Here is a 16,005-nt window from a genome sequence, read left to right as displayed (position 1 = left end):
GGCCGGCCGGGATGCGACAACGCGCGAACACCGTGAAAAATGATTCCGATCCGGTCCGGCTCGAACCTCGTCCCGGCGGTAGCCGAACGGTGGCGGGCCGGGTCAGCCGCCGGCGAAGGGCGGCAGCACGTCGACGGCGTCGCTGCCGGCGAGCGGCACCGCGTCATCCGTGGCCCGGGTGCCGTTCACCAGCAGCGAGCACCGGTTCAGGATGCGTTCGAACTCGGCCCCGTAGCGGGCCACGAGCCGGGCGCGCAGGTCGCCGATCGTGGCCGCGTCGAGGGCGGTGCCGTCGGTGGCGGCGGCCTCGGCGGCGGCCGCGAAGAAGCGCACCGTGGCCATCAGCGGGTCGTGTCCGGGTAGTCGGCCGGCCATGCCAGGGCGAGCTCGGTGGCCAGGGCGGAGGCGCGTTCAATGTCGGCGGCGGTACCCCCGGCGCGGGCGGCGGCCAGCCCGACCAGGAACGTGCTCAGCGGCGCGGCGGGCCGGGCCACATTGTGGGCCACGTCGCGGGCCACGTCGAGCAGGGTGCCCACCGGGACGTCGGCCGGGTCGAGGCCCAGCCGCGCGGCGAGGGCCGCCAGCCAGTCGTCGAGGGCCTCGGGGGGAAGCGGGGCGGAGGTGCTCATTCGGTTTCACTCCTCATCGGATTGCTCCGCGACGGGGTCGGCCTCGGTGAGCAGGAGTGCGGAGCTCCTCTCCACATCCTGCCACGTGTCCACGTCGCTGCCCGCGCCGGCGGCGTCCCGGATGCCGCGCAGGGTGAGCGGGGCCAGCAGGTCACGCATGCTCGAACCGTGCGCGTCGGCGCCGAGCCGGCCCGCGGCCGCCCGCAGGGGAGCCAGACGGTAGATCGCGGCGAGCCACTGCGCCCGGCCGCCCTCGTCGGTGAGGTGCAGGCCGTGAACGGATGCCGGCAGCCCCGGGTCGGTCGCCGCCGGCACCAGCAGGCGCGCGGCATCCGCGGCCCAGGGCAGGTCACAGGCCAGCACCAGCACCCACTCGGCCGCGACAACGGATGCCGCGGGCCGGTCCAGCGCAGCCAGCCCGGCGACGATCCCGGCGACGGGCCCGCCGAACGGTGGGTCCTCCAGGGTCCAGGCCGCCGCGGGCACGGCCTCGCCCGCGGCGGGGCGGGCCGAGTCCGGCCCCACCACGACGACCCGTCGCGCCAGCCCGCGGGCGTCCAGCACCCGGGACAGCAGGGAACGGCCGGCCACCTCCACTGCGGGCTTGAGCGCGCCGTCGAGCCGGCTGCCGCGGCCGCCGGCGAGCACGATCAGGTCGACGCTCATGGCTAGTCGCCCGACGACCCCGCCGGGCGGTGCCAGTCGCCGGACTTGCCGCCGGTCTTGGTGATCAGCCGCACGTTCTCGATCATGACCGACTTGTCGAGTCCCTTGACCATGTCGACGACGGCCAGCGCCGCCACCGACACCGCGGTCAGCGCTTCCATCTCGACGCCGGTGCGGTCGGCCGTGCGCACCGTGGCGATGATCCGCACGCCCGCATCCTCGACCACGAGGTCGACGGCGGCGCCGTGCACCCCGATCACGTGCGCGAGGGGGAGCAGGTCGGCGCATTTCTTGGCGCCCTGGATGCCGGCGATGCGGGCCACGGCCAGCACGTCGCCTTTCGGGGTGCTGCCGTCGCGGAGGGCGGCGACGACCTTCGGGCCGCAGGCCACGAAACCGCCCGCGGTCGCGCTGCGCACGGTGGGCACCTTGTCGGTGACGTCGACCATTCGGGCCTGGCCGGCGGAATCGAGGTGGGTGAAGGGGTGTGCGGGCGTGTCGCGTGCGGTCATGTCACCAGCATGACAGTGACGGGCCCACCCTCGTCAATCCGGGTGACGTCCTCCGGCACGATGGCAAGTCCCTGGGCCTGGCCGAGACCGGCCACGAGGTGCGAGCCGGACCCGCCGGCCGCGGCGCGGCGGGCGAGTGTGCGCGTGCCGTCCCGGCGGAGCATGACGGGCATGTACTGGGCGCGGCCGGCCGGGGAAGCCCAGCTTTCGGCGGCGACGGCGTCCACGGTGGGCCGGAACAGCTCGCTGTGCCCGCCCATCCGGCGCAGGGCCGGTCGCACGAACGCCTCGAACGAGACGAAGGCGCTCACCGGGTTGCCGGGGAGGGCGAAGATGACCGGGCCGTCGGTTCCGTCCGCGTCGGCGGGCCACCGGCCGAAGCCCTGCGGCTTGCCGGGCTGCATCTTCACCGGGCCGAACCGCACCGTGCCGAGCGGGGCCAGCACGGCCTTCACCACGTCGTACGCGCCCACGCTCACGCCGCCCGACAGCACGATCGCGTCGACGGTGCCGGCGAGGCTGGTGAGCAGGCTGCGGAGGGTGTTCTCGTCGTCGGGCACCGCGCCCAGCCGGATCGGCACCCCGCCGGCCTCGGCGACGGCAGCGGCGAGCAGGTACGAATTGGAATCGGGGATCTGGCCGCGCCGGGTCGGTTCGCCCGGCGTGACGAGTTCGCTGCCGGTGGAGATCACGGCCACGCGCGGGGCGGGGTGGGCCCGCAGGCCGGACGTGCCGGCACTCGCGGCGGCGGCGATCCGGGTGGGCCAGAGCTCGGACCCGCGGGTCAGCACGGTGTCGCCCGCGTGCGCGTCCTCGCCGGCGCGACGGATGTGCGCGGCCGGGCCGGGCGGGCGCATAACCTGGACCGTCTGTGTGCCCTGGTCGGTGTCCTCGATCGGCACCACGGCATCCGCCCCGTCAGGGATCGGCGCCCCGGTCATGATGCGCGCGACCTGGCCGGTTTCCAGGCGCGGATTCTGCGCCGTGCCGGCGGCGAGGTCGGCGACCACCGGCAGGGAGACCGGGGTCTGTTCCGTGGCCCCGAGCAGGTCCGCGCGTCGCACGGCATAGCCGTCCATGGCCGAGTTGTCGAACGGCGGGGTGTCCGTGGCGCTCCGGATGTCCTCGGCGAGCACGAGCCCGAGGGCCTCGTCCAGGGACACCAGCGCCGGCGGCAGCGGGGCGACCGCGGCGAGCACGGCGGCCAGCTGCTCGGCCACGGTGCGGGCCGAGGCGGGGACGGAGCAGCCGTCGGCGACGTGCTCGTGGGTGTGCCTGCCGCCGTGATCGTGCCGGTGCGTTCCCTCGGCCACGGTCAGCTCCTGGCCTCGGTGGACCATTCCGGCGACCAGGTGGCCGACCACTCCCTGGACCACTTGCTGCCGAGGCCGGGGGCGGTGCGGGCGGCGACGGCGGCGTCCCAGGCGACGATTCCGCCGTCGAGCAGGGTGAGGTCGGTGAAGCCGGCCGCTTGGAGCGCGGTCGCGGCGCGGGCCGCACGCGTGCCGGTGTGGCAGTGCAGCACCAGCGGCACGTCGCGGGGAAGGGTGGCCATTCCCTCGGCGGTGAGCAGTTCGGCGAGGGGGAGCAGTACGGCATCCGGGATGGCGCTCTCGGTGTGTTCGTCCGGTTCGCGCACGTCGACGACCAGGAACGCGTCGGTGCTCTTCGCCCGGGCGCCCAGACGGGCGACGAGCTCGACCGGGGTGATCGTCGGCCAGGCGTTGGGCGCGGCGGCGGCTGTCGCGGGCGGGTTCGGGTCGGCCGCGGCGATGCCGGTGCCGAGCAGGGGAACCTCGGTGAACCGCCCCGACAGGGCGTCGATGACGAGGATGCGCCCGATCAGCGGGGTGCCGATCCCGGCGATGAGCTTGATGGCCTCGGTGGCCATCAGCGAACCGACCTGGCCGCAGAGCGCGCCGAGAACGCCGGCCTCCGCGCAGTTGGGCACCTCGCCCTCGGCGGGCGGGGTCGGGAAGAGGTCGCGCAGGTGAACCCCGGTGAGGCCGCTCCCTGCCGGCGGGGTGGCCCAGAACACCGACAGCTGCGCGTCGAAGCGCAGCACGGATGCCCACACCAGCGGCAGGCCCAGGGCCGCGCAGGTGTCGTTGACCAGGAACCGGGTCGGGAAGTTGTCGGTGCCGTCGATGATGACGTCGTAGCCGCCGAGGATGATGGCGGCGTTGCCGGCGTCGAGCCGCTCGCCGTGCTGCACGACCACGGTCTCCGGCGCGATGGCCGCGATCGACTCGGCCGCGCTGACCACCTTGGGCCGGCCGACATCCGCCTGGCCGTGCACGATCTGGCGCTGCAGGTTGCTGGGTTCGACGTCGTCGCTGTCGACGATGCCGATGGTGCCGACCCCGGCCGCGGCCAGGTAGACCAGCGCGGGGGAACCGAGACCGCCGGCGCCGAGCACCAGCACCCGGGCGTTGGCGAGCCGGCGCTGGCCGAGCTCGTTCAGCTGGGGCAGGCGACGCTGGCGTGCGGTGCGGACGGATTCGGCGGCGCTGAGCCGGGCGACCGGCTCGACGAGGGGAGGTATGGCCATGACTACCACGGTAGGCGCTGGGGGCGTGCGGTGAATACCCATCCGGGCGAACTCCGGCAAACACCTTGAATTCTCAGGCCATCTGTAGTCACCTAGGGATCGCACCACGAAAAGGAATCCAACTAGAGACACCCATGCACTCTCGCGCGACCGCAGTGGCCGCGCCACGAGGAAAGCAATCAGGAACTAGGAAGGTACTTCATGACTGGAAACAGAGCAGTTGCCTACAAGAGCCCAGGCGTCGTCGAGGTCATCGACATCGACTACCCCACCTTCGAGCTGAAGGACGGGCCGGGCGTGAACCCGGCCAACGTCGGCCGGAAGGTGCCGCACGGGGTCATCCTCAAGACCGTCACGACGAACATCTGCGGCTCGGACCAGCACATGGTCCGCGGGCGCACGACCGCACCGATGGACCTGGTGCTCGGCCACGAGATCACCGGCGAGGTGGTCGAGTGCGGGCCCGACGTCGAGTTCATCAAGGTCGGCGACATCGTCTCGGTGCCGTTCAACATCTCCTGCGGCCGTTGTCGCAACTGTAAGGAGCGCAAGACCGGGATCTGCCTCAACGTCAACCCGGACCGCCCGGGCAGCGCCTACGGCTACGTCGACATGGGCGGCTGGGTCGGCGGCCAGGCCGAGTACGTGCTGGTGCCGTATGCGGACTGGAACCTGCTGAAGTTCCCGGACCGGGACCAGGCGCTGGAGAAGATCATGGACCTCACCATGCTCTCCGACATCTTCCCGACCGGATTCCACGGCGCGTACAGCGCCGGAGTCGGGGTCGGGTCGACCGTCTACGTCGCCGGCGCCGGACCGGTGGGCCTGGCTGCGGCGGCATCCGCTCAGCTGCTCGGGGCCGCCGTCGTGATCGTCGCCGATCTCAACGAAGAGCGGCTGGCCCAGGCCCGCAGCTTCGGCTGTGAGACCATCGACCTGCGGAAGGGCGAACCACAGGACCAGATCGAGCAGATTTTGGGTGAACCCACGGTCGACTGCGGTGTGGATGCCGTCGGGTTCGAGGCCCGTGGCCACGGCAAGGACGCGGGCACGGAGCGCCCGGCCACGGTGCTCAACTCGCTGATGACGGTCACCGCCGCCGGTGGCGGCCTGAGCATCCCGGGGCTCTACGTCACCGGTGACCCGGGCGGGGTGGACGAGGCGGCGAAGGTCGGCTCGCTGTCCATCCGGCTGGGCCTGGGCTGGGCCAAGTCCCTCTCCTTCACCACCGGTCAGTGCCCGGTGATGAAGTACAACCGGGGGCTGATGATGGCGATCCTGCATGACAAGGTGCAGATCGCCAAGGCCGTGAACGCCCAGGCGATCAGCCTGGACGATGCCCCGCGCGGGTACGCCGAGTTCGACGCCGGCAAGTCTGTCAAGTACGTGCTGAACCCGAACCAGTACATCAAGTAACCGCGCCCCACCAAACGGGAAACCCGGCCGGCGGTTCGCCCCGGCCGGGTTTCGCGTCCCGGGGATTTCTCACCGTCCCGGCGACCTTTTGCCGCTCGGGGCGGCAGTTAGTGTGGAGACATGACCGGAGTCGACATCACCGCACTCGTTCCCCGCTACTTCAGTGCCCTCACCGACATCCCGGTCGCCGTGGAACAGCCGACCGGTCTGGTCACCGACCGGTACGCCCGCCCGCTGCACGACCTGCGCATCTCGGTCACCGACCGGTGCAACTTCCGCTGCGTCTACTGCATGCCCAAAGAGGTCTTCGGCAAGGACTTCGCGTTCATGGACCGCGATGAGCTGCTCTCCTTCGAGGAGATCACCCGGCTGGCCCGGATCAGCGTCGCTCACGGGGTCGAGAAGATCCGCCTGACCGGCGGCGAACCGCTGCTGCGCAAGGGGCTCGAAGAACTCGTCGCGATGCTGGCCGCGCTGCGCACCCCGGACGGCCGCGAAGTCGACATCGCCCTGACCACCAACGGTTCCGTGCTGGCGCTGAAGGCCCAGGCGCTGAAGGATGCCGGGCTGCGGCGGGTGACGGTGTCCCTGGACTCGCTCGACGACGCCACCTTCAAGGCCATGAACGACGTGAAGTTCCCGGTCGCCAAGGTGCTGCACGGCCTCGACGTGGCCCACTCGGTGGGCCTCGGGCCGATCAAGATCAACATGGTGCTGAAACGCGGCCAGAACGACCAGGACATCGTGGCCATGGCCCGCCATTTCAAGGACACGCCCTACATCCTGCGTTTCATCGAGTTCATGGATGTCGGCTCCAGCAACGGCTGGGAGATGGGCGCGGTGGTGCCCTCCTCCGAGGTCGTGGCACGCATCAACGCCGAGCTGCCCCTGGAGGAGGTCTCGCCCAACTACAGCGGCGAGACCAGCCGGCGCTGGCGGTACCGCGACGGCGGTGGCGAGATCGGGGTCATCTCCAGCGTCACCCAGTCGTTTTGCCACTCCTGCTCGCGGGCGCGGGTCTCCACCGACGGTAAGCTCTTCACCTGTCTGTTCGCGACCGAAGGGCACGACCTGCGGGCCCTGATGCGCGGCGGCTGCACCGACGAGCAGCTGTCCACCGTGATGGCGCAGATCTGGCGTGAGCGCACCGACCGCTACTCGGAGCTGCGCAGCTCGCAGACCGGGGGCCTGCGGGCATCCGGCAAGAAAAGAATCGAAATGTCCTACATTGGCGGGTGACTGATTTGAGCAGAATCACGGTGCGGCGCAAGGTCGTGCGGCTGACGGTGGGCCAGAACCCCACCACCAGGGAAGACGTGCTGGCGGCCGAAGAACCGTTGGAGATCCGCGTGAACGGCCGTTCGCTCGCCGTCACGATGCGCACCCCCGGCAACGACTACGACCTGGCCGCCGGGTTCCTGGTGTCGGAGGGCGTGATCACTCGGGGCGAGCACTTCTTCACCGCGCGGTACTGCGCCGGCGCCACCGACGACGAGGGCGAGAACACCTACAACGTGCTCGATGTGTCGCTCGCACCGGGTGTGCGGCCGCCGGACCCGAGCCTGGAACGCTCGTTCCTCACGACCAGCTCCTGCGGGCTGTGCGGCAAGGCCAGCATCGACGCCGTGCGCACGAAATCGTCGTTCCCGGTGGCGGAGGACCCCCTGCGGGTCAGCGCGGAACTGCTCATCACCTTCCCCGACGCGCTGCGGGAAGCGCAGGCCGTGTTCGAGAAGACCGGCGGCATCCACGCGGCGGCCCTCTTCGACGGCGCCACCGGGCGGATGCTGGTGCTGCGCGAGGACGTCGGCCGTCACAATGCGGTCGACAAGGTCATCGGCTGGGCGCTCAAGGAGAACCTGCTGCCGCTCTCCGGCACGGTGCTGATGGTGTCGAGCCGGGCCAGTTTCGAGCTTGCGCAGAAGGCGATGATGGCCGGAATCCCGGTGCTCGCCGCCGTCTCCGCGCCATCGTCGCTGGCCGCGGAGTTCGCGGCCGAGGTCGGGATGACCCTGGTCGGGTTCCTGCGTGGCGACTCGATGGTGATCTACGCCGGGGCCGAGCGGATCGACAGCGAAAGCGCCGCGCGCAGCCGGGCGGTCATCGCGGGCTGAGTCGGCTCGAAGCTCAGCGCACGACCGAATAGCGCTCCTGGATCATGCCCCCGCTGATCTGCCCAGCCGAGAGGGTCTGCAGCCGGATGTCCGCCGGGAGCGCCCCGGGAAGAGCGCCGAAAAGCGGGATGCCGTCGCCCAGCAGCACCGGGATCCGGGTGATGACCAGGTCGTCGACGAGGTCGGCGGCCAAACAGGCCCGCACGACCTTGCCGCCGTCGAGGTAGACACGGGCGGCTCCCGCCTCGTTGAGCACGGACACCGCCTCCGCGAGCGTGCGCACGACGCGGATGCTCTGGCCGTCGGTCGCTGCCTGGGTGGCCGGCATCAGCGTGCTGCTGAGCACCAGCACCGGTGTGCTGCCGTAGGGCCACCGGTCGAAGCTGAGTACCTTCTCGTAGGTCGCCCTCCCCATCAGGAGATGGTCGACGGATGCGAAGAACTCGTCGTCGCCGGGCGTCTCGCCGGGCGTGTCGGTGAGCCAGTTGATGTCGCCGTTGCTGCGGGCGATGAAACCGTCCACGCTCGTCGCGATGAAGACGTGGCCGGACCAGCTGCGTTGCTCCATGGGCACCTCCGTGTGCGGTCAGTCCAGCCAACCTAGCCTCGGTCGGGCCAACCTGGCCTCGGTCGGGCCAACCTGGCCTCGGTCGGGGCGCCCTGTGTTCGGCCGGGCCCCCACCCGTAAGGTGTTGCCGCCCCGCGTCCCGAACGAATTCGACGGAGATTTTGGCCAAATCGGCCCTGGCAACCCCAGAACAGCGGTTTTAGCCGAGAATCTCCGTCGAATTGGTTCAGCAGCAGCACCGCGCTGTGACGGTGAAGGGCGCGCTCGGCTAGGCGGGCACGGTTTCGTGCGGGATGAACCGCACCGACATGGCCTTGTAGCCGGGGGTGTTCGACTCGCGCGCCACGAGCTCGCGGTGCACCAGGGCGTTCGCCTCGGGGAAGTACGCCGCCGCGCAGCCCCGCGGAGTGGGGTAGACCACCAGGCGGAACTCGTTGGCGCGGCGTTCCTCGCCCCGGAAGGTGCTGATCACGTCGACCATGTCGCGGTCCGTGAACCCCAGCTCGGTCACGTCGTCCTCGTGGATCAGGATGACGCGGCGGCCGCCGGAGATGCCGCGGTACCGATCGTCCAGGCCGTAGAAGGTGGTGTTGTACTGGTCGTGGCTGCGCATCGTCTGCAGGATCAGGTGCCCGGGAGGCGGGGTCAGGTACTCGAGCGGGCTGACCGTGAACCGGGCCCGGCCGATGTCCGTGGCGAAGCTGCGGGTGTCCCGCGGCGGGTTGGGCAGCACGAACCCGTTCTTGGTCTTGAGGCGCGTGTTGAAGTCCTGGAAGCCGGGGATCACCCGGGAGATGCGGTCACGGATGACGTCGTAGTCGTCGGCCATGGCCTTCCAGTCGATCACGTGGTCCTCTCCGAGGGTGGCGCTGGCCATCCGGGCGACGATGACCGGCTCGGCGAGCAGGTGTTCGGAGACCGGGTCGAGGCGCCCCTGCGTGGTGCGCACGACCGACATCGAGTCCTCGACCGAGAGCACCTGGCGTCCGCCCGGATGCTTGTCGTCGGTGTCGGTGCGCCCGAGCGTCGGCAGGATCAGCGAGGTCCGGCCGTGCATGATGTGCGACCGGTTCGGCTTGGTCGACACGTGCACGGTGAGCCCGACCCGCTGCATCGCGGTCTCCAGGGCCACGGTGTCGGAGCCGGCGAGGACGAAGTTGCCGCCCATGGCGACGAACACGTCGACGTCGTCGTTCTCGAACGCCGCAATCGTGTCCACCGAGTCGAGGCCGTGCTCGCGCGGGGCGTTGATGCCGAATTCCGTGTCCAAAGCGGCGAGCATCGCCTCCTTCGGCTTCTCCCAGACGCCCATGGTGCGGTCGCCCTGCACATTGGAGTGGCCGCGCACCGGGCAGGCGCCGGCGCCGGGCTTGCCGAAGTTGCCCTGCAGCAGCAGCAGGTTGATGATCTCCTTGAGCGTGTTCACCGAGTGCGGCTGCTGGGTCAGGCCCAGCGCCCAGCAGATGATCGTGGCCTTGGAGTCCGCCATCATGCGCGCCACGGTGGTGATCTGCAGCACGTTCAGGCCGGTGGCCTTTTCGGTCTCGGCCCAGTCGATGCTCTTGCGGGCCGCGCGGTAGTCCTCGAGGCCCTGCGTGTTCGCCGCCACGAACTCAGCGTCCACGACGGATCCGGGCACGCGCTCTTCCTCTTCGAGCAGCAGGTGGCCGAGGGCCTGGAACAGGGCCAGGTCGCCGCCGACCTTGATCTGCAGGTACTCGTCGGAGAGGGCGGTGCCGTCGCCGATCAGTCCGGACACCGACTGCGGGTCCTTGAAGTTGAACAGCCCGGCCTCCGGCAGCGGGTTGACGGCGACGATCTTGCCGCCGTTGTCCTTGCACTCTTTCAGGGCCGACAGCATCCGTGGATGGTTGGTGCCGGGGTTCTGGCCGACGACCAGGATCAGCTGGGCCTGGTGGAGGTCCTCGAGGGACACGGTTCCCTTGCCGATGCCGATGGTCGGGTTCAGTGCGCTTCCGGAGGATTCGTGGCACATGTTGGAGCAGTCGGGCAGGTTGTTCGTGCCGATCGAGCGGGCGAACAGCTGGTACAGGAACGCCGACTCGTTCGCGGTGCGGCCCGAGGTGTAGAAGACGGTGCGGTCGGGCACGGTGGCGCGGATCTGCTCGCCGATGAGTTCGAACGCGGCGTTCCAGGAGATCTGCGAGTAGTGCGTGTCGCCGGGACGGATGACCATCGGATGCGTGATGCGGCCCTGGTTGCCCAGCCAGTACTCGGTCTTGGTGGCGAGTTCCTCGATCGAGTGCTCGGCCCAGAACGCCGGGGTCACGGTACGCAGGGTGCTCTCCTCGGCGACGGCCTTCGCGCCGTTCTCGCAGAACTCCGCCGTCTTGCGGTGGCCCTGCGACTCCGGCCAGGCGCAGCCGGGGCAGTCGGTGCCGTCGCGCTGGTTCAGCCGGAGCAGCGCCTTGGCCGTGCGGCCGACGCCGGCCTGCGCGATGCCGCGTTCGAGGGCGACGGCGACGGCCTCGACGCCGGCCGCGGACTTCTTCGGCTTCTTGACGACCAGGTTGTCTTCGTTGATGTCGTCGATCGGAGCGCGTCGTGTCATTCCTCCATCCTGCTCCCTCCGGCTCGCGCTGCCGGCAAGGGTCCCGGGTGATTCCCAGCCGGATCAGCAGCAACTGGTCAGGGATATGGCGTTTGATGGGTTCGTGGAATGATGCTGGTCTGCATCCGGTTAGACACGTAGGTGCCCGGCCAGGCCTGGGAAGACAGCCCAGGGGAGCTCGACAGCCGACAGCTCGACAGCCCAACAGACTCGACAGCCCAACAGAGAGGCAACCGTGGGGACTCATACGACGTTGGACACGATGCGGCAGAGCAGGTCGATCCTCGACGGCATCCGCTGCGCGGACAACCTGACCATCGCCGCGAGCCGGGACGGCGGCGTGCGCGCGGTGCGCCTGCTCGCCCAGGCCGCCCTCGATGCCGGAGACCAGCTCACCGCCATCGCCGCCATCCACTCGCTCGGCCAGGTGTTCGACGAATCCGCCGACGAAGTCCTGGTGTCCCTGCTCCTGCACGACTCGCCCTTCATCCGGGAACACGCGGCCTGGGCGTTCGGTGCCCGCCTGCCCCGCTTCGACGCGCTCGCCGGGCTCCTGACCATGGTCGTTTCCGGCGGATTCTCCGGCATGATCGCGCAGCGCACCCTGGAACAGTGGAGCTCGTCGGTTCCCGAGCATGTGGCTCTCGCCCTGGAGGGCGCCCTGATCGGAGTGCACGAGCCCGCCGCCCGGGCCCGGCTGGTCGAGACGATGGGACTCACGGCCGGCCGCATCGCCGAGCGCCTGCTGCGCCGCGTCGCCGTGGACCGCGCCGAATCGGTGCCCGTGCGTGCGACCGCGATCGCCGCCCTCGGCGACCTCGGGCCGAACGAGGCCAGCATCCGGATCGTCAGCGAGCTGTCCCAGGGGTCCGACGAGCTCGCGGATGTCGCCAGGCTCGCCCTGGTCGACCTGACCGTGCCCACCTATCCCCGCCCGCCCTGGAGTCAGGGCCTCACGGTGGCACAGCTCTTCCTGCACGCCGACATCGACCGGGAGCTCAGCCAGGTCGGGTCCGGTGATAACGGCGGCATCGCGACCCTGCTGGTGCGCCTCGGCGACGCCCTGGTCGCCGGGCCGGCCGGGTCGCCCGTCGAACGCGTGCTCACCCTCTCGCGGGGTGACCACGCCGCCGGGCTCTCCTGCCTGTCCGAGGTCGGCTCGACCCTCGCCGGCCACGCGTTCGCGACCGTTCCGTTCCTGGGTGACCCGGTGGCATCCGTGGACGCCTGGCCCCGGCGGATCGAGACGCAGCGGGGCATCCGTCGCATTCTGCGTGCGGCGGGTTCCGTCGACGCGATCCACCTGCGGATGGCGGACATCGGCACCCTGGCGGCGTCCACCGTCGCCCGGGAACTCGACATCCCGATCGTGTTCACGGTCGCGCCGGACCCGCACAGCGTCATCCATTCCCTGGACACGTCCGGGGTGCTGACCCGGGCCAACTTTGGCACGGTCGACGAGACGGAGCACTTCTGGTTCCGGGCGCGGCTCGTGCAGAGGCTGGCCGCGGATGCCGCGCACACCGTGCTCTTCCCCCGGCCCGACCTGCAGCGCGACATGCGCGACCTCGTGGGCATCGACATCTCGCAGCATCCCGAGCGTCACTCCGTGATCGCGGAGGGCATCGACCTCGCGGTGATCGAGCGGTCCCTGGCGGATGCTGCGGGTGCTGCGGGCGCTGCTGTGGCGGCCGCGGATGTGGCGGGCGCGGCATCCGTATCGGACGGCGCCCCGGCGGTGGCCGAGCTCGACGCCCTGCTGGCCACCCTGCCGACCAGCCGACAGGGCCTGCCCCTCGCCGTCACCGTCGGCCGGCTGCACCGGGTGAAGGGCATGGCGACGCTGGTGGAGGCCTGGGCTGCCGACGCGGGCCTCCGAGCGAGCTGCAACCTGCTCGTGCTCGGCGGCGACCTGAACGCGCCCTCGTTCGACGAGCAGGGGCAGCTGGACTCGATGGCCGCCGTCGTGCCGCTGGCGGACGCGGCCGGGCACGGGCTGCTGCTGGCCGGGCACCGCACCAACGACACGGTCGCCCGCTGGCTGGCCGCCGCGCGCTACGGCCGTCCGGGCCTGGCTGCGCCCGGCGGCGTGTACGTCTGCGCGAGCATGAAGGAGGAGTTCGGCATCGCCCTGCTCGAGGCGATGGCGTCCGGGCTCACTGTCGTGGCCCCGAACTCCGGCGGACCGGCCACCTACGTCGAGGAGGGAGTGACGGGGTACCTCGTCGACACCGGCAACCGGGCGGCCCTCTCCGCCGGGATCACCGCGGCGCTGGTGCTGGCCTCCGGGCCGTTCGGGCCGGAGTACGCGGATCGCGCCGGGGCGATGGTGGCCGGCTCGTTCACCATCCAGGCCATGGCCGCGACCCTGTCCCGCGTCTACCGGGACGTCTCCGATGCGTCCGACGCGGACGAGCCGACTGACTGGGCGCTGAGCGCCTCATGACGCTGCTCATCATCAGCCCGGACTACGCGTCCCACCTGTTTCCGCTCGCCACGCTCGGCACAGCCTGGTTGGAGGCGGGCGAACGCGTGGTGGTGGCCAGCGGCCCCGCCACGGCCGACATCGTGACGGCCTTCGGCTTCGAACGGGTGAACTTGCAGCTGGGCCGCGGCTCCAACCCCGGCACGATCCGCGCCGAAGAACAGCCCAAGGGCGAGGACGACGCCCTGCGCGGGTTCTTCGACGCCACCCGCCGCGGCATGGTCGACACCCTCCGCTTCCAGGCCGAGGCCCGCAGCAGCGACCTGCTCTGGAACCCGGTGGAGGTGGCGAGGGAGGTGCAGCGGATCGTCGCCGAGGTGCGCCCGGACCACGTGATCGTCGACCACCTGGCGTTCAGCGCCCGGCTGGCCCTGCTCAGTGCGGGGGTGCGGCATGCGGACGTCGTGATCGGGCATCCGTCTGCCCTGCCCGTCGGCGACGAGGTCTACGGCTACCCGCCCGAGTGGCCGGACGCCTTCTCGCCCGAGCCCGCCGAGCTCGACGCGCTGCACCACACCTGCGAGGACGTGCGCGACTCGTTCACCCGCCAGTGGAACGACGCCCTCCTCGCCCTCGACCCGTCGATGATCCCGAGCACGGATGCGTTCCAGGAGGCCGGCGACATCCTGCTGCTGAACTATCCGGCCGAGTTGCACGACCCGAAGCGGGCGGACCTGTTGCCTCCGCACGCGTTCCTCGGCTCCGCCGTGCGCGCGGAGGCCGTGGACGACGAGGTGGAACGGTGGCTGGCGGTGGAGAGCGACCGGCCGATCGTGTACGTCAGCTTCGGCAGCTTCCTGTCGGTGCGGGCCGACGTGCTGGCCCGCGTGGCCGAGGCGCTGGCCGCCCTCGACGTGCGGGTCGCCCTCGCGACCGGGGCCTCCGACCCGGCCGAGCTCGGCCCCGTGCCGGACTCGTGGCTGGTGCGAGGCTTCCTCCCGCAGGTGACGGTGCTGCGGCACTCCGCCCTGGCGGTGACGCACGGCGGCAACAACAGCGTCACCGAGGCCATGACCTCGGCCGTGCCGCTGCTGGTGCTGCCCTTCTCAACGGATCAGTTCGCCGGGGGGGCGGCGATCGAGCGGGCCGGTTTCGGGCTCGCCCTGGCGCCCAACACGGCGACGGCCGAGGAGATCCGGGTTGCGGCGGCGGCGCTGCTCGCCCTCCACGGCGACGCCCGGCTGCGGCTGGACCGGCTCGGCGAGTCCCTTGCGTGCGGGGCCGGGCCGCGGCGCGCGTATGCCGCGCTGCGGGCGGTGCCCGCGCTCTGAGCCGCCAACGCGCTGGCCGCGCTGGCCGGGCTGGCCGGGCTGTGCTCCCGCCCGCGCCCCTAACGAATTCGACGGAGTTTTTGCCGGAATCGGGCTGAAACAGTCCGGATCCGGGTTTTTAGAGCAGTATCTCCGTCGAATTGGTTCGGCACGGGAGTCAGACGGGAGTCACACGGGAGCTAGACGTCGATGGCGTAGACCAGGGACTCCTGCACCATGCCGAGCCACTCGTAGATGCCGTGCAGGAAGGGCGCCTCGTCCTCGGCGAGGTGAACGACCCCGTCGGGCGAGATCTCCAGGCGTTCGGCCAGGGTCAGGCGCAGATCGGTCAGCGTGCGGAGCCAGGACTGCACGTCGTCCCGGTCGAGGGTGATCGTCGTCGCCGGCTCGTCGAAGTCGTCGTCGTTGAGCGTCTCGGGCGCGTCGTCGGCGATCTCGTCCGCCAACTCCTCTCCGAGTGTGGCGATCACGACGCGAGCATTCCGCACCTTGCGTTCGAGCAGGTCGCCGGCCGTGAACCGGCGGAATTCCGCGGCGGCCTCCGGGTCGTCGGTGTAGGCATCCGGCAGCAGCCGTCGCAGGGCAGGGTCGACCGATGTCCCGAGCGCGTGGGACTCCGCGGCCTCCAGCAGCTCGATCAGCTGGCGTGCGGCCATGCGGAGCAGCCCGACCTCGGCCGGTTCGAACTGCGCGGTCACGCTGCCGGCGCTCTCGCCGGTGGGGCTGGCACGGCCGGCCTGACCGGCCTGACCGGCCTGACCGGCCTGGCCGTCCTGACCGGCATGGCCGCCCTTGCCGGCCTGGCCGTCCTGACCGGCATGGCCGCCCTTGCCGGCCTGGCTGTCCTTGCCGGCCCGGCCGTTCGAGCGGTCCCGACCGGTTTCCCCTCCTGCGGGCAGGAATTCCATCAGGTCTCGTCCTTGGCGAGGGTGGCCCAGAGCCCGTAGCCGTGCATCGCTTCCACGTGGCGTTCCATCGCTTCCCGGTTGCCGGTCGCGACCACGGCCCGGCCGTTGTTGTGTACCTGCAGCATCAGACGTTCGGCTTCCTCGGCGGAGACGCCGAAGTAGCTGCGGAACACGTAGGAGACATAGCTCATCAGGTTCACTGGGTCGTCCCAGACGATGGTGATCCAGGGGCGGTCGAGGACGACGGCTTCTCGCAGATCGACGCGTTCATCTGTTTTCGGCACCCCTTAAGCCTCACACGGAGTGGGGCGCA

Annotated in this window: 15 protein-coding genes; 5 read left to right on the top strand and 10 right to left on the bottom strand. The window is 70.8% G+C overall.

The features are described 5' to 3' along the window. Window positions 1-102: 102 nt before the first annotated feature. Genes E3O49_RS02355 through E3O49_RS02330 form a run of 6 tightly spaced genes read right to left on the bottom strand, consistent with a single transcriptional unit; the run spans window position 103 to window position 4,358 of the window. Window positions 103-342 (bottom strand): MoaD/ThiS family protein, encoded by a 240-nt coding sequence (locus tag E3O49_RS02355; protein WP_134366238.1) that lies wholly within the window; start codon window positions 340-342, stop codon window positions 103-105. Beyond that, window positions 342-629, bottom strand: coding sequence for a DUF6457 domain-containing protein (locus tag E3O49_RS02350; RefSeq protein ID WP_134366237.1), 288 nt, complete (start codon window positions 627-629; stop codon window positions 342-344). Before E3O49_RS02350 ends, E3O49_RS02355 begins: the two co-directional genes overlap by 1 nt. Window positions 630-635: 6 nt before the next feature. After that, window positions 636-1,295 (bottom strand): molybdenum cofactor guanylyltransferase, encoded by a 660-nt coding sequence (gene mobA / locus E3O49_RS02345; protein WP_134404332.1) that lies wholly within the window; start codon window positions 1,293-1,295, stop codon window positions 636-638. Window positions 1,296-1,297: 2 nt separating this feature from the next. Next, complete coding sequence (moaC, locus tag E3O49_RS02340) at window positions 1,298-1,807, bottom strand: cyclic pyranopterin monophosphate synthase MoaC (RefSeq protein ID WP_134450931.1); 510 nt, start codon at window positions 1,805-1,807, stop codon at window positions 1,298-1,300. Continuing rightward, the gene (locus E3O49_RS02335; RefSeq protein ID WP_241975818.1) at window positions 1,804-3,183 is read right to left on the bottom strand and encodes a molybdopterin molybdotransferase MoeA; all 1,380 of its coding nucleotides are present in this window, start codon (window positions 3,181-3,183) and stop codon (window positions 1,804-1,806) included. Before E3O49_RS02335 ends, moaC begins: the two co-directional genes overlap by 4 nt. Next, window positions 3,123-4,358 carry a ThiF family adenylyltransferase gene (locus tag E3O49_RS02330; RefSeq protein WP_134450929.1) on the bottom strand — a complete coding sequence of 412 codons (1,236 nt, stop codon included), beginning with the start codon at window positions 4,356-4,358 and terminating at the stop codon, window positions 3,123-3,125. Before E3O49_RS02330 ends, E3O49_RS02335 begins: the two co-directional genes overlap by 61 nt. 201 nt (window positions 4,359-4,559) lie before the next feature. Between E3O49_RS02330 and fdhA the strand changes: the two genes are divergently transcribed. The 3 genes from fdhA (at window position 4,560) to fdhD (ending at window position 7,888) form a co-directional block, all read left to right on the top strand. Further along, window positions 4,560-5,774: a formaldehyde dehydrogenase, glutathione-independent gene (gene fdhA, locus E3O49_RS02325; RefSeq protein WP_134450927.1), complete on the top strand. Its 1,215-nt coding sequence runs from the start codon at window positions 4,560-4,562 to the stop codon at window positions 5,772-5,774. Between the two features lie 120 nt (window positions 5,775-5,894). Beyond that, the gene (gene moaA, locus E3O49_RS02320) at window positions 5,895-7,013 is read left to right on the top strand and encodes a GTP 3',8-cyclase MoaA (RefSeq protein WP_134402496.1); all 1,119 of its coding nucleotides are present in this window, start codon (window positions 5,895-5,897) and stop codon (window positions 7,011-7,013) included. Window positions 7,014-7,018: 5 nt separating this feature from the next. Then, entirely contained in the window at window positions 7,019-7,888 is an 870-nt protein-coding gene (gene fdhD, locus E3O49_RS02315; RefSeq protein WP_134367109.1) for a formate dehydrogenase accessory sulfurtransferase FdhD, read from the top strand. Between the two features lie 13 nt (window positions 7,889-7,901). Here fdhD and E3O49_RS02310 read toward each other — a convergent pair whose 3' ends face one another. Beyond that, entirely contained in the window at window positions 7,902-8,456 is a 555-nt protein-coding gene (locus tag E3O49_RS02310; protein WP_134450925.1) for a dihydrofolate reductase family protein, read from the bottom strand. A 268-nt stretch (window positions 8,457-8,724) separates the two neighbouring features. Beyond that, window positions 8,725-11,028, bottom strand: coding sequence for an FdhF/YdeP family oxidoreductase (locus tag E3O49_RS02305; RefSeq protein WP_134434548.1), 2,304 nt, complete (start codon window positions 11,026-11,028; stop codon window positions 8,725-8,727). Window positions 11,029-11,290: 262 nt separating this feature from the next. On the opposite strand from E3O49_RS02305, the gene E3O49_RS02300 reads away from it, so the two are divergent. Beyond that, complete coding sequence (locus E3O49_RS02300) at window positions 11,291-13,474, top strand: glycosyltransferase (protein ID WP_241975819.1); 2,184 nt, start codon at window positions 11,291-11,293, stop codon at window positions 13,472-13,474. Next, window positions 13,471-14,784 carry a nucleotide disphospho-sugar-binding domain-containing protein gene (locus tag E3O49_RS02295; protein ID WP_134404324.1) on the top strand — a complete coding sequence of 438 codons (1,314 nt, stop codon included), beginning with the start codon at window positions 13,471-13,473 and terminating at the stop codon, window positions 14,782-14,784. The genes E3O49_RS02300 and E3O49_RS02295 overlap by 4 nt, the downstream gene beginning before the upstream one ends. Before the next feature lie 179 nt (window positions 14,785-14,963). Here E3O49_RS02295 and E3O49_RS02290 read toward each other — a convergent pair whose 3' ends face one another. Beyond that, window positions 14,964-15,692 (bottom strand): DUF2017 domain-containing protein, encoded by a 729-nt coding sequence (locus tag E3O49_RS02290; protein ID WP_160141001.1) that lies wholly within the window; start codon window positions 15,690-15,692, stop codon window positions 14,964-14,966. Next, on the bottom strand, window positions 15,692-15,976 hold the full coding sequence (clpS, locus tag E3O49_RS02280) for an ATP-dependent Clp protease adapter ClpS (protein ID WP_241975831.1): 285 nt from the start codon (window positions 15,974-15,976) through the stop codon (window positions 15,692-15,694). Before clpS ends, E3O49_RS02290 begins: the two co-directional genes overlap by 1 nt. Window positions 15,977-16,005 lie beyond the last annotated feature (29 nt).

Source organism: Cryobacterium shii (assembly GCF_004402595.1).
GTDB classification, from domain to species: Bacteria; Actinomycetota; Actinomycetes; order Actinomycetales; family Microbacteriaceae; genus Cryobacterium; species Cryobacterium shii.
Note: the sequence above shows the minus strand (reverse complement) of the source record. Positions and strands in the feature narration are given on the sequence as shown.

Excerpts from the sequence above, each read along its gene's own strand:
- E3O49_RS02290 (WP_160141001.1), bottom strand. The coding sequence starts at position 15,692 with ATGGAATTCCTGCCCGCAGGAGGGGAAACCGGTCGGGACCGCTCGAAC.
- E3O49_RS02350 (WP_134366237.1), bottom strand. The coding sequence starts at position 629 with ATGAGCACCTCCGCCCCGCTTCCCCCCGAGGCCCTCGACGACTGGCTG.
- E3O49_RS02305 (WP_134434548.1), bottom strand. The coding sequence starts at position 11,028 with ATGACACGACGCGCTCCGATCGACGACATCAACGAAGACAACCTGGTC.
- moaA (WP_134402496.1), top strand. The coding sequence starts at position 5,895 with ATGACCGGAGTCGACATCACCGCACTCGTTCCCCGCTACTTCAGTGCC.
- E3O49_RS02330 (WP_134450929.1), bottom strand. The coding sequence starts at position 4,358 with ATGGCCATACCTCCCCTCGTCGAGCCGGTCGCCCGGCTCAGCGCCGCC.
- E3O49_RS02300 (WP_241975819.1), top strand. The coding sequence starts at position 11,291 with ATGCGGCAGAGCAGGTCGATCCTCGACGGCATCCGCTGCGCGGACAAC.
- E3O49_RS02310 (WP_134450925.1), bottom strand. The coding sequence starts at position 8,456 with ATGGAGCAACGCAGCTGGTCCGGCCACGTCTTCATCGCGACGAGCGTG.
- mobA (WP_134404332.1), bottom strand. The coding sequence starts at position 1,295 with ATGAGCGTCGACCTGATCGTGCTCGCCGGCGGCCGCGGCAGCCGGCTC.
- moaC (WP_134450931.1), bottom strand. The coding sequence starts at position 1,807 with ATGACCGCACGCGACACGCCCGCACACCCCTTCACCCACCTCGATTCC.
- E3O49_RS02295 (WP_134404324.1), top strand. The coding sequence starts at position 13,471 with ATGACGCTGCTCATCATCAGCCCGGACTACGCGTCCCACCTGTTTCCG.
- fdhA (WP_134450927.1), top strand. The coding sequence starts at position 4,560 with ATGACTGGAAACAGAGCAGTTGCCTACAAGAGCCCAGGCGTCGTCGAG.
- E3O49_RS02355 (WP_134366238.1), bottom strand. The coding sequence starts at position 342 with ATGGCCACGGTGCGCTTCTTCGCGGCCGCCGCCGAGGCCGCCGCCACC.